The sequence below is a fragment of the Dyadobacter sp. CY343 genome, assembly GCF_021390335.1.
Taxonomy (GTDB): Bacteria; Bacteroidota; Bacteroidia; order Cytophagales; family Spirosomataceae; genus Dyadobacter.
This window is the reverse complement of the sequence record NZ_JAJUXK010000008.1, coordinates 13,656-28,416: the sequence shown is the minus strand read 5'-3', so window position 1 is coordinate 28,416 and position 14,761 is coordinate 13,656. Positions and strand designations below refer to the sequence as shown.

The 14,761-nt window shown below is 47.9% G+C and carries 11 protein-coding genes; 4 read left to right on the top strand and 7 right to left on the bottom strand.

The window, feature by feature from the left end:
• Positions 1–24 precede the first annotated feature (24 nt).
• Positions 25–1,083, bottom strand: a complete 1,059-nt coding sequence (locus LZG94_RS23765; protein ID WP_233794158.1) for a LacI family DNA-binding transcriptional regulator — start codon at positions 1,081–1,083, stop codon at positions 25–27.
• 203 nt (positions 1,084–1,286) lie between these two features.
• Here LZG94_RS23765 and LZG94_RS23760 point away from each other — a divergent pair, with 203 nt between their 5' ends.
• From LZG94_RS23760 to LZG94_RS23745, 4 genes are all read left to right on the top strand, one after another.
• The gene (locus LZG94_RS23760; RefSeq protein ID WP_233794157.1) at positions 1,287–1,709 is read left to right on the top strand and encodes an XRE family transcriptional regulator; all 423 of its coding nucleotides are present in this window, start codon (positions 1,287–1,289) and stop codon (positions 1,707–1,709) included.
• A gap of 7 nt (positions 1,710–1,716) precedes the next feature.
• The gene (locus LZG94_RS23755; RefSeq protein ID WP_233794156.1) at positions 1,717–2,019 is read left to right on the top strand and encodes a nucleotidyltransferase family protein; all 303 of its coding nucleotides are present in this window, start codon (positions 1,717–1,719) and stop codon (positions 2,017–2,019) included.
• The gene (locus tag LZG94_RS23750; RefSeq protein ID WP_233794155.1) at positions 2,009–2,347 is read left to right on the top strand and encodes a DUF86 domain-containing protein; all 339 of its coding nucleotides are present in this window, start codon (positions 2,009–2,011) and stop codon (positions 2,345–2,347) included. Before LZG94_RS23755 ends, LZG94_RS23750 begins: the two co-directional genes overlap by 11 nt.
• A 126-nt stretch (positions 2,348–2,473) precedes the next feature.
• Positions 2,474–2,848, top strand: a complete 375-nt coding sequence (locus LZG94_RS23745; RefSeq protein WP_233794154.1) for a hypothetical protein — start codon at positions 2,474–2,476, stop codon at positions 2,846–2,848.
• A gap of 14 nt (positions 2,849–2,862) precedes the next feature.
• Here LZG94_RS23745 and LZG94_RS23740 read toward each other — a convergent pair whose 3' ends face one another.
• From LZG94_RS23740 to LZG94_RS23715, 6 genes are all read right to left on the bottom strand, one after another.
• Positions 2,863–4,077, bottom strand: coding sequence for an ABC transporter substrate-binding protein (locus LZG94_RS23740; protein WP_233794153.1), 1,215 nt, complete (start codon positions 4,075–4,077; stop codon positions 2,863–2,865).
• Positions 4,078–4,187: 110 nt separating this feature from the next.
• Positions 4,188–6,548 (bottom strand): TIM-barrel domain-containing protein, encoded by a 2,361-nt coding sequence (locus LZG94_RS23735; protein WP_233794152.1) that lies wholly within the window; start codon positions 6,546–6,548, stop codon positions 4,188–4,190.
• A 23-nt stretch (positions 6,549–6,571) separates the two neighbouring features.
• The gene (locus LZG94_RS23730) at positions 6,572–8,443 is read right to left on the bottom strand and encodes a glycoside hydrolase family 44 protein (protein WP_233794151.1); all 1,872 of its coding nucleotides are present in this window, start codon (positions 8,441–8,443) and stop codon (positions 6,572–6,574) included.
• A gap of 228 nt (positions 8,444–8,671) precedes the next feature.
• Positions 8,672–9,838: a glycan-binding surface protein gene (locus LZG94_RS23725; RefSeq protein WP_233794150.1), complete on the bottom strand. Its 1,167-nt coding sequence runs from the start codon at positions 9,836–9,838 to the stop codon at positions 8,672–8,674.
• Between the two features lie 19 nt (positions 9,839–9,857).
• A complete protein-coding gene (locus LZG94_RS23720) occupies positions 9,858–11,483 on the bottom strand; it encodes a RagB/SusD family nutrient uptake outer membrane protein (protein WP_215232187.1) in 1,626 nt (541 codons plus the stop codon).
• Positions 11,484–11,517: 34 nt separating this feature from the next.
• A complete protein-coding gene (locus LZG94_RS23715) occupies positions 11,518–14,736 on the bottom strand; it encodes a TonB-dependent receptor (protein WP_233794149.1) in 3,219 nt (1,072 codons plus the stop codon).
• Between the last annotated feature and the right edge of the window lie 25 nt (positions 14,737–14,761).

The following is a 14,761-nucleotide window of genomic DNA, read 5'->3' as shown; positions in this document are numbered from 1 at the left end:
AATGCGTTATGTAATCTAGGAATGCTAATTGTGGTAGAATTCGTAGTTTTCCTTCGTAACAATATCAATAGGCATGTAGCTCAGCTTGCTTACTTGCGCATTCACCACAAGTGTCTGGTAAAGCGCCATGATCCCTCGGTAACCCTGGTCTTCGGGCCGGTGGCAGATCAGAAAATCGATCACGTTGTTTTCAAGGTAGGCGACGTTTTCCGATATAAAGTCAAAGCCGATCAGCGATACGTGTGTCCGGTGACTGTTTTTAAGAAAAGAAGCGACCGTATGCACGCGTGAATTGGTCACAAACGCGGCGCCGATATCTTTATTTAAATGAAAAACATAAGTAAGGTGCCGGGCAACGGATTGGTAGTCTGTTTCACGAATATCAATGCGCACGATCTCACCGGACTGACCGCGATCCTGAAAATAGCTTCTGAAACCCTCCTCTATTTTTTGATAATTAAAATTATCGATCTCTTTGGAGATATTAATGATCAGGATCTTCTTATCACGTTCCAGCCGGTAAGTGAGCAGCTTCGCACCGACGTAGCCACTTTTGAAAAGGTGGGGGCCAATATAAGAAAGGCTGTGAAGTTCGGGGATATTGGAGTCGAGAAATACGAACGGGATCTTCCGAAGTTCACATTCGGCGGCAAATTTCGTCGTTTCTTCAATATAGGAAGGCGAAATCAGCACACCCTGAAAATCTCCGCGCAATACCTCTGCGATTTTTCCCGAAAAAGAATCTTTGTCATTGAGGTCAAAAAAGAAGACCTGCGTGCTGACACCATATTGCTTGATCTCCGCCTCTGCTCTTTTAACTCCCCGCAGGGGCGCCTCCCAAAAGTCGGTTTCTTCCGACACACTCGGGATAACAATCGCAATACTGATGATTTTTTTGGAGGCGAGCCGGCTGGCGAGCAGATTGGGCTGATAGTCCAGCTCCTTGATGATTTCGTTGATCCGCTTCTTGGTTTTTTCAGAAACGCCGGTACGATTATGCAGCACGCGGTCCACTGTCGCAGTGGAAACATTGGCACGTCGGGCTATTTCTTTTACTCCTTGAGAGGTATTCTCCTTTTTCATTCGGGGCCTTCGTTTCGGTACCTTTCAGTATGTGTCACTATAAAACCGGAGGGTAAATATAGTCTGCTAAGTGATAACTGCCCACATTCTGCTGGACAATATTGACAATAGCTTCGTTCGGTAACCTACATTGCAAGCCTGTAAATTATCCGAAAACTTCCCGAGGGATTTATATAAATTGCCTTTTCAAAACAGCTTTCCGCATGACATCTACTACCTCCAACCCCCAGATCCACGAAGGCCGCAACCTGAAACGCTTCCGGGAGATGCTAGGAATTAAGCAGGATGTCCTCGCTTTCGAGCTAGGCGACGATTGGAACCAGCAGAAGATCTCTCTGCTAGAACAGAAGGAAAAGATTGATTCCAACATTTTGGACCAGGTATCGGCCATTCTTAAAATCCCGACTGAGGCTATTCGAAATTTTGATGAGGAGCAAGCGATTTATAACATATCCTGCAACTTTTCAGACAATGCAGTAAATAATAATGGTTTAAATATTCAGCACATAAATCCGGTCGACAAAATCATTCAATTGCTTGAAGAGAAACTTGCGTTGTACGAGCGAATGTTAAAAGAGAAGGATGAAATGATGGCGCGATTAGAGAGGTTACTTGTGAGTAAATAAATCAGCAATGGAAACGTTGGAAAAATATAAAACCGCGATCATTAATCTTTGTAAAAGGCACAAAGTGAAGAGCTTGTATGCATTCGGCTCTGTTCTGACTGATAAGTTCGACGGAGAAAGCGACATTGATCTAATCGTAGACTTCACAAACATGGAGGTTGAAGAGTATGCGGACAATTACTTTGACTTCAAATTCTCTTTGCAGGATATCTTCAAACGGCCGGTTGATCTTTTGGAAGAAAAGGCTATCAAAAATCCTTATTTCCTTCAAAACTTAAACGAACAAAGGCAGCTCGTCTATGGACATTGAGATCAAAACGTGGCTGTTTGATATGCTAAATGCGATTTCCGAAATCGAGAGTTTCGTCGCAGATCGCCCATTGCTCTTTGCTAACTATCAAGCCGATTTGCGAACTAAACGCGCGGTTGAAAGAAACGTAGAAATCATCGGTGAGGCGATGAATCGGATCATGAAGAAGGATACCAGCATCCATATTACCAATTCAAGGAAGCTTGTTGATGTTCGGAACCGGATTATCCATGGGTATGATTCGGTTTCGGATGAAGTGATCTGGGGAATTGTAGTTAGACATATTCCGATTTTGCGAGCAGAGATTGAGGCTCTGCTTGGAAACTAGGCTACCGGCGGCGCGTCACACAAGGTAAGGTCAAGCGCACTCTGCCCGATAAATATCACAAAGCCAAGATTTATTTTTATTTTAGATTAAATAATTGATCTTATCAAAAATAAACTTCATGATAATATGAAAATGAAACGCTACATTCTTTTAATGGTGATCGCAGTCAGTGTTTGCTCGGTTGCAGCCCGGAATGCATTTATCGCCGACGATCTGATCGGTACATGGAAATACCAGATCAGCGACGTTCCGCCGGAATATGAAACCGGATTTTTAGTATTTGAACAAAAAGATAATAAAACCGTCGGCTACGTCGAAGGGGGTGAAAAGAATGAGATGCAGGCATTAACAGTCGACCAGGGAAAGGTCACTTTTACGACAGAAAACGGGAGCGGCGTGTTCAAATACAGCTTTATGCAAACAGGCGACACGCTCACCGGAATAATCGGCTCGCAATACGGGGACTTTCCGATCAAAGCGATCAGACAGCCGAAAAAGTAACCCCGACCCAGCTTTTAATTCGATTTCCCGACAAAACTCCACTGGTAATCATTGCCTGATTTGACAATTCCCCAATAATCAAACGAGCCGCTGGCCCTGTCACCAAAAGTATCGAGCGTGGTAGGGCCGGTAGCGCCCGTATAAGCGTTGGCCTGGGAAACGAAGGTGCTTTTTAAAGTTTCAATATCGGCAGGAATTCCGCCTTCCGCCTCTACCGTTCTGGCGATTACCCACATCGCGTCATAAACCGCTACGCCGAAAGCATCGGCGTCAATGCCGGATTTTGATTTGATTCTGGCGATCAAAGGCTCCCACGTTGCTTTATAAGCATCTGGTAATCCAAATGTTGGCGTGAAAAATTGCGTTGCCACTGCGAATGCTGCGGCTGCGGGGTCAGCAATTAAGGCCGCACTCTGCGTTACACCGTCACCGCCATACCAGCGAACGGAACTTAATACCGGATCAGCTGCTGCTTTCTTGAACAGCGCCACGCATTCGTCAAATGACGCGAGGTACACACCTACGTGGGCTTTTCCATATTTGGAAGTCAATGCATTGATCTCTGTTTTGATGGCAGCGATGGATTCTGAAAAGTCTGATTCCGTCACACTGTAAGGATTGAGCGACCGCGTTTCGCCGCCCGCGCCCGTAAAGAATTCCCCTGTTGCATTTTGCAGACCTTTATTGCCAGCATCGTCACGTGCAATGGTCACAAGCCCTTTTATCCCCTGCGAATAGATCGTTTTCGCAACAGCTGCGCCTTCGATTTTATCGGCCGGACAAAACCTGAAAACCCGGTCGCCTGCAATGGCCAGACTTCCGGCGGTACTGCCCTGACTGATCACAATAGCGTTTTTTGTAGCAGACCTTGGCAGAATAGCCGCCAGCTCCGCACTCGACTGCGGGCCGATGAAAAACCGCGCTCCTGTCAAAGAATCGAACGCCGCGGCCGCATTGCCCGGGATCAGCCTGGTATCAAAAGTATTTACCGAGAACCTATATGTACTTCCCTTTTTTTCGAGGTAGGCGTTAATATCTTCTTCTGCAATGATCATCGCGGCCTGCGAAGTCATTCCCAGCGACGACCAGTTTCCTGTGAGCGAATACAGGCCGTCGACCATGATATAGGAAGTGATTTCGTGATCTTTGATACAACCTTGCAGGAATACCATTGAAAGCAATAATGTGCCAAAGAACAGGCGGGATTTTTGTAAAAATGAGGGCAGCATATAATGAGGAAAGTGATTGAATATGTGCTGATAAGTCGACGCAGAGATACATCTACTTTCGTAATTTCAGGGTTAATCCTGCAAACTAATTCTAACCTCTCAATTGTCTGCTATTTCACCTCGTTACCCAGTACAAGCTTGCTACCTTTTTTCACTATCCTGACATCCTTTACCTCATTTTCGCCTGGTAAAAAGAGCTTTATGCTCGTTTTGTTTTTGTCTGAGTTAAAATCTACCAGCTCAATATTTTTCCAGTCGATCTGATCGGTTGATTGCGCTACTTTTACGTGGGGCAGCACGGCGCCTTCTCGCACGAGCATTACTACCTCCAACGCCCCGGCTGCTATCTCGTGCCAGCCGCCTTCGTACACTTTGCGGGTCTGGTAATCCACCCATTTTCCTTTTGGTAAATACACTTGCCTGCTTTTCACATTCTCAAAAAGCGGCGCAACCAGTATCTCCGAGCCGAACATATATTGGTTATCAACCAGCCACGCGCCCGGATCTTCCGGGAAATCCAGCAGCAATGCCCGAACCATAGGCAACCCTTTTTCCGAAGCCAGTTTCGATTCGGTGTAAATGTAGGGCATCAGCTTGTACTTCATTTCAACTGCCTTCCTGAAATAGTTCTGAAAATCTTCGCCGTATTCCCAGGGCTCTTTCGGCGCCTGTCCGTGCGTGCGGGTGTGTGAAGAAAGTAAACCCATTGGTAACCAGCGGCGGTACAGATCTTCCGGCGTTTTCATCGTAAATCCGCCAATATCGTGACTCCAAAAAGTAAAACCCGACATGCCTAGCGACAACCCGCCGCGCAGCTGCGCTTCCATTCCCTTGTTGGTCGTTTCCGCGTCACCGCCCCAGTGGATCGGGTACCGCTGGCTGCCCGCCCACGTGCTGCGCGCCCAGATAATGTTATCCCCGGTCAGCTTTTTCGTCAGCTCGGACACGATCTTGTTGTATCTTAAAGGATAAAGGTTATGTTCATAAAAGCCCGTGCGACCTGATGCATACACGCCGGAAAGTGGAGCAGCTTCGCCAAAATCGACCTTAATAGCGCCAACACCCATTTTCAGCAGCCCGGAAATTTTATCTTCATACCACTTAATTGTATTCGGATTGGAAAAATCAAGCACCGCATCTTCATACGGAATCGTACCATTTGCATTCTTCACGGCCAGCCCTTTTTCCACAATTTCAGGGTAGAGGCTGTTTTTTGGAACAAAATAAGGCAGCTGCCAAAGCGACGTGCGGAAACCCTGCTTTTTGAGGTCGGCGATCATTCCTTCGGGATCTTTGAAACGGCTTGGCGCGAAGCGGTAGTCGCAGCGCCAGTCGGTCTCAAACCAGCCGGTATCGAAATGGATCACGTCGGAAGGAATGCGATTTTCGCGCAGTTTGGCCGCAACATTTCGTCCATCCTGCTCAGAAAAATAGGTAATGCGGCTCATCCACAATCCAAAAGACCACAAAGGCGGCATGGAAGCCTTGCCGGTCAGATTGGTGTATTCATCCAGAATGTCTTTTGGTTTACCCAAAAACACAAAAAGGTCCAGGTTCTCGTCACCGATCTGCATTGCATTCGACTCACCATAAGTAGCTCCGAAATCGCAGGTGATCGGCGAAGTGGTGTGCATAAACATCCCGTAACCGCGCGAGCTCATGTAAAACGGAATCGGCTTGTACATCGTTTGGGTTTCCACACCATTCGGATCGTGGGTCCATAACACAACTTTCTGCCCGTTCTTGTCAAGCCGCGTAAACGACTCGCCGCAGCCGAATATCTTTTCATCCGGCGAAATAGAAAATACCGCAGCGACGCTCCGCGAATAATCCGAAGCCCGGCGAACAAATGAAAACGGCAAAGTGGGCGTGTAAGAAGATCTCCCATCCGCCTGCCCGCGCGTCTGCGTCAAAATCTTCCCGGCTGCATCCCGGATCAGGACCTTCCAAGGATTTTCATACACAGTAACAGATCCGTGTACATTCGTGTATTCGTGGCCCCCACTAATTTTTTTGTATTTCCAAGAAGCGTCTTTAACAGGCTCCTTCACGAGCATCAGCGAAGGTTCACCGGGAGCCCCCTGAGCACCTGTATTCGCACGAATGCGCACGGTGCGTGGCGAAGTAAATTCGATAGAAAACGGCAAAACGGGATCCTGCGCGTATTCAATGGATGGAAATTCGTTGCTGTACGAACGCTTGTAACTCAGCATTGAATTATCAAAATTATGCGCCGAAAACGGCTCGTGCCGTTTCCATTTGATCTTCCCCTGGCTAGTCGCAGGATCAAATGCAGCCAGACTATCCGCAAAGAAAATAGTATTGGAAAAGTCCCGGAAATCGCCGCTGATATCTACCGGATCGTTCACGAGTTTACTCTGCTGGGCGACCGCCCGAAACCCGGACACGCTCAGGTTCAGCAACAATACAAGGGCAATCGTTTTTCGTAAAAATGGAAAGGTATTCATCATGGAGTGCAATGTGATGCCCGAAATCAGCGGGCAATGATTTTTTTGACAACCGACCGGCCGTTGGAGCCGGTAAGGCGGACCAGGTAAATGCCGCTGGTCAGTTTATAATTAATGGTTATTTCGCGTTGCGACTTTGCAAGCTTCTCTTCGTAAATCCGTCTTCCGCTATTTTCGATGATACTGATCTTTTCAAAATCACTATCAATCCATTTAACGGTTAAATTTTCCCAGGTCGGGTTTGGGAAAACCTGAAATGCTGCTGTTTCTGTTTCCACGCCCGTCACTTCTCCCCCGCCCCGCAGTACAAATGAAGTCACCGACATCGCAGGAATTGTGATAGCAATGGTATTATCAGCCACATTCAGCTCGGACTTCTTCAATGCATTTTGTGCACGTGAAACGAAGGTTTCGGTGGCAGGAAGTTGTGATAAAGTATAAACTGGTACCTGCTCTTTCAAAGGCAGAAAGTTCTCAATCTGGATATTGATAGTTTGATTCTGATCAGGTGAGCGGTTGATCAAGACCACAGTCATGGAATCTTTGGCCACATTGATGCTCGGGTAAGCAGATATTAGGGTTTCATTCGAGGAAACAGCTTTGACAGAATTCGTTTGGTTGAAGCGGCTCAGCAAATGTAAGGTTTCCCACATTCCCGGCTTCCAGCTCCACGGCGTAAATATCTCCACCTCGTTTTTCATAAACTCTCCCAGCGTCGAAGCATACCAGACGGCCGTAACGGACGGGGTTATACTTTCATCAATACCAGTTTCCGTCACACCGAGTGTTACCCCGTGATCGGCACCCAGGTATTGCGTCAACCAATCGTTGCAGCGGGCGAAAATGTACTCGCGGGTTTGAGTATTGTCGTAGCCGCCATTGATGGTTTTTACACCGTTGGCTTCGGGGAAAATGTAGTTTTTATCAAAATAAACGCGGTGCATTTGCACCACTTCCTCTGTTTTTTTAGTGCCGGGGTAAAAATGAATATCGAGCACATCTAAAAGCCGCACGCCGCTTTTCTGCTCTTCTTCTGCAATGGATTTAATGAAGTATTCGAGCCAGGGATACGTTTTTCCGTTTTCCGTCACCGGCTTTCCGTCCCAGTTGTACCACTGCCATTCATTTGCCGTAACCGGCCCAACGAGCTTGATATCAGGCGATCTGGCCCGCGCCTTTTTAGCAACATCAATATAAAGCTGCATAAATTCATGAGGAGATACCTGCTTCGGCATCACATCATCGTGCGTCCCCGACCAGATCTCCGGCTCATTGTCCATGTTCCAATACCGGATCCCCTCTTTTTTCAGCCCCAAACCTTTTGACCCAAACCAGTGATCCAGGATCGCAACCGACGAATCAGCATTCCACTTTTCAAGATATAAACTGGTATTCCCTTCGGTTTTGGCTTTGGTACCGGTTGCATTCGGTACGCCGCCGCCGGCCAGGTTCTGGTTCACACCTTCCCACCACTGCGACCGGTTATAGTCCCAATCCGCAAAGTTGGCTGCATTGCTTTTCGCTGCGTAACCCAGAAGTGGAAAAGCCCACATTCCCTGTGCGTTCGGAAAATGCTTTTGCAGCGTGAGCGCAGTCTGGTCCCAGCTGTTGTAATACACGTTATTGTACCAATCCGGGTGACTGCCCAGTTTCCTCCGCCAGTTATATTTCGAAGAATTATTCCCCCCGCTTTCCCGAAAAAACCGCACGCCCGCATCACGCAGCCTGACCAGATCCGCCTCCGGCAAAGTCCAGTTCGGATCCGTGGAAGAGAAGGAGTTGTTGCGGCCGTAGAGGTAGGGAGAAATGCGTTTTACGTCCGCGGCTCCGTCGATCCTGATCTCGATCTGCGCAAAAGCGAACTGGGATATAAAGAGAAAGAGGAGGGTCTTATACATGCAGTATTCATGAAATGTAAACTGACTGTTGCTTGTCACACTGAGCGCAGCCGAAGTGTATTTGTCACACTGAGCGCAGCCGAAGTGCGGTGTGCACGTCGCTTCGACTCCGCTCAGCGTGACAGGTAAAGGTGCAGCCAGCGTGACAGGTAAGGGTGCAAGTCAGCAACAAAGGAGCCATTCCCGCAAACTCCCCTCTCCGTGCGGGAGAGGGGGCCGGGGGTGAGGTCATTTCTTCACAATCCGAAAATTATCCACACTACCATTGAATGAAGCGATCGCTACATCTGGCGTATTAAATAGCACTTTCAAATCGGTAATCTTGGATGCATCCAGAATGCTGCCGCCGGCTGCGTTTTTGAACTCTGAAAGCTCGATCACAGCGGTTCTCCAACCGTTGGTCTGGTAGCCAGTTGCTGCGTATTCAGTTGAGTTCCATGGCTGGAATGAATAGTTGAATTCAGTTCCTCCGGCGGTGATCGTAATATCGTATTTACCCGCTTTCCACGGTTCTGCGATATTGTGCTCGAATTTGAACTGTCTTTCCGAAGCTGGTCCGGCGGCTAGTTTAAAATCGAAGCTGCAAGTAGAAAATACCCAAGCGTCCGCATAGCCCGTTGCAGGTAATTTGGTTTGTTTGATTCTCGAAAACTTGCCTGAGATAGCAGCCGGATCTGTGGCTGGTACAATAGGAGCTGCGCCCCAGCAAACTTCGGAACCCCAGCTTGTTGCCGGAATATCAAAGTTGACAAGGTTACCCTCGGTACCGTTCACTTTATAGCTCGTTTTTACGGTACCAAACTCTCCTTCAACCGTAATAACATCCGAAACAGCAGTTGCAGGCATTTTTACCGTGATCTGTTTTACAGAGCTGTTCACGATTTGCAGATCGGTCGTACCTACTTTTACAGATTTGATATTGTAGAAATAATCGCCGCCGATAATCAGGTTACCGCCCGGTTTCACAAACTCTGAATACAAACCCGAAAGAACCGGAGTCGGTGCTGACAGTACGAAATCGTAAGTAGCCTCACCGCCTTTCGTTTGAACCCGGATCTTATTGGAAACGGCTGGATCCACCGCTTTGGTCGGTGCATTCGCAGGTATCGTCACGATCACATTGGAATTACTGCCCAGTGCTGCATTGAAAGTAGCCTCGAAATCATTGAAATACACTTTCATCACACTACCCAGGTTCTGGCCCTGGATCACGATCAGACTTCCCGGTTCAGCCGCATTCAGCGAACTGTCGGCTTTGGTAGGATCGAGCAGACGAACATTGCTGATCATCGGCGCGCCGTCTACATCATCATCATTACAGCTCTGGAACGAAAGCAGCATTCCTGCCGCCAAGCACAGTCCGAAGGCTGTTTTAAATATATTCCTGAAATTCATTGTCAGTCGTAGATTAGGGTTAGTCAACAAGTTTGCTGAAATCGAAAGGAACCGGCTCGTCTTTCAACGAAGGCGCATTCACGATCTCTCCTTCCGGAAATGGCAGGTACAAAGTGTTCGCCGCCAGCGGATAATACTCAGCAGGAGAATACGTTACGGTATATTTTTTCGGATTGGTAGAACCCGGCACATACGTCATCGTATAGTTCTCACGACGTTGTTTAGCGGTGTAAGCGATCGCTTTGGCGGGATTGAAATAGTACCAGCGTACCACTTCATTCCAGGAGTTACCTTCAAATACCGTCTCAATCCTTCTTTCCTGGAAAATATCTTCGAAAGTCAGAGAAGTTTTATTAGCCAAACCAGCCCTTTTACGAACCGCATTGAAGTATTCCAATGCTTTTGCGTCCGAAGTTGAAGCCGCATTACCCAATACTGCATCCGCGTAGATCAGGTATACCTCGGCAAGGCGCAGCATGTAGGAATTGATATTAGCCGCCATAAATCCACCCAAACCACCATTGTCAGCAGGTGAACCTACGATGTATTTTTTGATCGCAGCAAGCTGTTCGGGGCGCACATATTTCAAACCGCCGGTCGCTTTTTGGAGATTTGGATACACGTCGCTGTCAAACATCGCAATCGCTTTTCTGCGAAGTGAATCTGCCGGATTTTCTGTAAAATACTTTACCAGATCCGCTGAAAGTCCCTGAGCTGCACCCCAGCCGTCGCCGGTAGTTGTGATATTGGCATCGTAGGCAAAATACGCCTGGAACGAATTGTTAACACCCCAGGGATTACTTACCGGCATCCATTGCAGTGAGAAAAGGCTTTCTGCATTGTTTTTGGATGCATTGTGATTTGCACTTTCGAACAGCTCGCCATAAGTCGGCGCCAATGTGCGGCCGCTTTTTGTGATCACATCCTCCGCATAGTATTTCGCACTGTCCAGATCCGACTGGTTACGCGTTCCGCTCTGGTTCAAGCCGGCGCGCATCAGGTACATACGGGCCAGCATTCCTTCCGCAGAATATTTTGTCAAACGTCCCTGATCGGCAGTTGCAGGCAGGTTTGCCGCTGCATAACGATAATCCTGGATCAGCAATTTCCACACATCTTCAATGCGGTTACGAACCGGCGCTTCGTTCAGCTGCGCCACGTTGTCGTAAACGATCGGAACAGCTCCCCAGTTGGTCACCAGGTAGTAATAGGCAGTAGCGCGCATAAAACGGCATTCGCCCAATCCCTGCGATTTCACAGCGGCCGAAGCAGTGCTTCCCGTTGCTTCATTGATCGCCTTGAAAGCATTATTGCTTTGCGCGATGATCTTGTAAAACGATTTATAACCTGGCAAAAGCGTGTTCACATCCGTTGAAGGAACAGCATGTTTTACATAAGCTGTGCGGTCATTGGAATTGAGGTTACCAGCCCGCGCCTCCTGAAAAGACATATTCGCCTTATCATTGAAATCGAACCAGACTATATTATAAAGCGGCGCGGTACCTGCCAGGATCTCCGCATCGGTTTTGTAAAAATTACCCGAGGTAAGTGCGTCCAGCGGCGGGCGATCGAGGAATTCCTCGCTACATCCCTGCAAAAGCATCAATGTGCTGATAGCCGCCAAGATTTTGATTTTGAATTGCATATAAAAAGGTCTTTTGAATTTAAAATTGAATCGATTAGAAATCAGCCGTCAAACCGAAAGAATACATCCGAACCGAAGGGTAGCGACCAGTATCCACGCCTGCCATGACAGTTCCACCGTAGTTCACCATACCAACCTCAGGATCATAACCTTTGTATTTGGTAATTGTAAACAGGTTCTGAGCACCTACCGAAGCTTTCAGCCCGCGGATGAAAAGGTCTTTCATCAACGATTTCGGGAAGTTGTAGCTCACTGTGATGTTTTTCAAACGCACGTAGCTGCCGTCTTCAATGAAGTTGGTGCTCATCCGGTTGTTACCGTTCGGGTCACCCGGTGCTATACGCGGGATTACGTGGCCAGGGTTGGTCAGCGTAACATTCTCTGCGTCGCCTGCTGCATAGCTGCTTGGACGTGCATAGTTCGCTACTGATTTCCACTGGTTTCCAAACACACCACCATTGCCCGGTACTTCTGCACGGTAGCGCGGGTAGTTCAGAATGTCATTTTTGAAACTTCCTGTCAGGAATGCATTCAGCTCGAAGTTCTTGTAGGTCATATTGTTATTGAAACCCAATGTAAACTTCGGCCAAGGGTTACCGATCACCGTGCGGTCTTCTGCATCGATTACGCCATCGGCATTCAGGTCTTTGAACTTGGTATCTCCTACCCAGCTGCCTGTTTGTGGATTGATGGTCAGTTCGCCGTTTGAAGTCTGGATCGCGTGGTTTCTGATATCTTCCGCATTCTGGAAAAGACCTTCTGCCACGTAGCCGGTCAGCATACTTGCAGGTTGTCCTTCCTCGGTTTTAAAACCAACTGAAGTTGCATTCCAGATCGGCGTAATAGGGTTCAGCAGTGAGGTTACCTTATTGCGGTCGAACGAAAGGTTAATACCTGTTCTCCAATAAAAACCACCTTTATCGATATTCACTGTATTCAATGTAAGCCCAACACCACGGTTTTTCATCGAACCTGCATTCACAGCCGGCCAGCTCAGGTACCCTGGTGAATAAGCGATGTCACCACCATAAGTGAAAGGATAAGAGTTAACCGTGATCAGACTTGTGATATTCTTGATATAAGCATCCACGATCAGCTCCACGCGGTTGCTGAACATGTGCAGATCCAAACCTCCGTTGATCACATCGTCCTTTTCCCAGGTCAGGAATTCGTTGGCAAAGTTGGAAGCCAGAAAGCCTGTTCCCCAACCGGTAGGTACTGTTTGAAGGGTGGAATAAATGGCATTGCCACCGCTTCCCTGGTTACCCGAGCGTCCGATCTCGAATCTCAGTTTCAGGTCATTGATCGCATTCACACCTTTCAGAAAAGCCTCTTCCGATACGCGCCACGCTACCGAAACTGCCGGGAAGTTACCCCAGCGACGGCCGTCGCGGAATGCAGAAGATCCGTCCATCCGGTAAGTTCCCTGTACGATATAGCGCTCGTTGAAGCTGTAATTCACACGTGCAAAATATGATTCCCGTGATCCTGCGCCTTTACCGCTGTTGTTGCTAACATTTGAAATAACCGATGCGTCCCCACCCGAAAGTTCTTCAATCGTGTTGGTAATGAACTTCTTACGTGAAGCTGTAAGCGATTCATAAGTAAATGCCTGCGCCTCGTGGCCGGCCATCAGGTTAATGTCGTGTTTGCCCAGTTTCAAATCGTAGGTCAAACGGCTGTGTAAGCTCCACCAGTTATTTGTATTCGCATCCCTTCTTGAAGTTGCCGCATCCTGCGATACTACAAAACCACCGATTGTATAAGATGGATGGTAGGAATAGTATTTCAAAATCTCAGAGCTACCGTTCACTTCCGTGTGCCAGGTCAGGTTTTTGAATGGTTTGATATCTGCGTACAAACTTCCCAGAATAGAGGTCCGGCGGTTGTAATCGTTGTAGATCTTGGAGATCATCACCGGGTTGGTAAACTGGAACTGTGTAGAAACAGGTCCGCCCCAGCTGCCGTCAGGATTCGTTACCGGCACACTTGGATTTTGGTCCAATGCAAGCTGGATAATTCCTCCGTTGTTGGTATTTACTTTTTCTTCCGTAATACCAACACTCATATTCGCACCGATTTTCAGCCAGTTACGTGTCTGGTTTTCCAGGTTCAAACGACCGTTATAACGTTTAAAACCAGAACCTTCTACAATACCTTTTTGATTAAAATACTCACCTGAAAGATAATAAGTCGATTTTTCAGTACCGCCGCTCAATCCTACAGAGTATTTCTGTAAAGTAGTCGGGCGGAAAAGTGCGCCCTGCCAGTCAGTACCTTCGCCCAGAACAGACGGATCGGCAAACTGCGGCTCGGTAGCAGTACTACCCACAGCAGCAGCCTCATTCCGGAACTGCGCATATTCCCGCAGGTTCATCACATCAATATGTTTCGGCTCCGCTTGGAGGGTAACCAATGCATTGAATGTGATTTTAGCTTCACCCGCCTTACCGCGTTTCGTCGTGATCATCACAACCCCGTTTGCTCCTACCGCACCGTAAATCGCTGTGGCAGAAGGCCCCTGCAAAACGTTGATCGTTTCGATATCGTCCGGGTTAATGCTTGAAAGGATATTTGAAAAACCCGTCGGGCGGTTGTTGGGATCGTCGCGCATGTTATCAGGCTTGATCTGCACACCGTCGATCACATATAATGGCTGCGTTGTACCTGTCAGCGAGCTCAGACCACGTATCAAAACCGAAGGAGCAGCTCCCGGCTGACCTGAGTTCTGCTGCACCATCACGTTAGCCGCGCGACCTTGTAAACCTTGTTCTAGTGAAGTATTGATGGTTTTGCTCAGATCTTTACCCGAAACAGTAACCTGCGAACTGGAAACGTCTGTTTTTTTCATTTCCCCATACCCTACTACCACCACTTCGTCCAGCGCAGCAATGCTTTCCTGCAATCTGACATCAATTTTAGTTTTGTTTCCCACCGGAATTTCCTGCGTCACAGAACCAATAAAGGAAACAACCAGCGTATTTCCGGCAGCCGCCTCAATCGTAAATTCACCCCTTGCGTTGGTAGTAGTTCCGTTGGAAGTTCCTTTCACTACCACACTCGCGCCCGGAATAGCATCATCACGTTCAACCGAAACTACGGTACCGGTGATGGTTTTTTTGGCATCGCTCTGCGCAAAGGCACCCAGCCCAGCGCCCATGATTCCCAATGTCAGAAGAAGAGGTCGTAGCAACCCGGCGAGGAAATGCAAGCTGCGATTAACCCGCCTTGTTTCGTACAAATTTTGTTGCATGTTGTTTGGTTTTATAAAGTTACTA

Coding starts and splice junctions, on each gene's coding strand:
- LZG94_RS23765 (WP_233794158.1), bottom strand. CDS start 1,083: ATGAAAAAGGAGAATACCTCTCAAGGAGTAAAAGAAATAGCCCGACGT.
- LZG94_RS23720 (WP_215232187.1), bottom strand. CDS start 11,483: ATGCAATTCAAAATCAAAATCTTGGCGGCTATCAGCACATTGATGCTT.
- LZG94_RS23755 (WP_233794156.1), top strand. CDS start 1,717: ATGGAAACGTTGGAAAAATATAAAACCGCGATCATTAATCTTTGTAAA.
- LZG94_RS23730 (WP_233794151.1), bottom strand. CDS start 8,443: ATGTATAAGACCCTCCTCTTTCTCTTTATATCCCAGTTCGCTTTTGCG.
- LZG94_RS23750 (WP_233794155.1), top strand. CDS start 2,009: ATGGACATTGAGATCAAAACGTGGCTGTTTGATATGCTAAATGCGATT.
- LZG94_RS23715 (WP_233794149.1), bottom strand. CDS start 14,736: ATGCAACAAAATTTGTACGAAACAAGGCGGGTTAATCGCAGCTTGCAT.
- LZG94_RS23740 (WP_233794153.1), bottom strand. CDS start 4,077: ATGCTGCCCTCATTTTTACAAAAATCCCGCCTGTTCTTTGGCACATTA.
- LZG94_RS23725 (WP_233794150.1), bottom strand. CDS start 9,838: ATGAATTTCAGGAATATATTTAAAACAGCCTTCGGACTGTGCTTGGCG.
- LZG94_RS23745 (WP_233794154.1), top strand. CDS start 2,474: ATGAAAATGAAACGCTACATTCTTTTAATGGTGATCGCAGTCAGTGTT.
- LZG94_RS23735 (WP_233794152.1), bottom strand. CDS start 6,548: ATGATGAATACCTTTCCATTTTTACGAAAAACGATTGCCCTTGTATTG.
- LZG94_RS23760 (WP_233794157.1), top strand. CDS start 1,287: ATGACATCTACTACCTCCAACCCCCAGATCCACGAAGGCCGCAACCTG.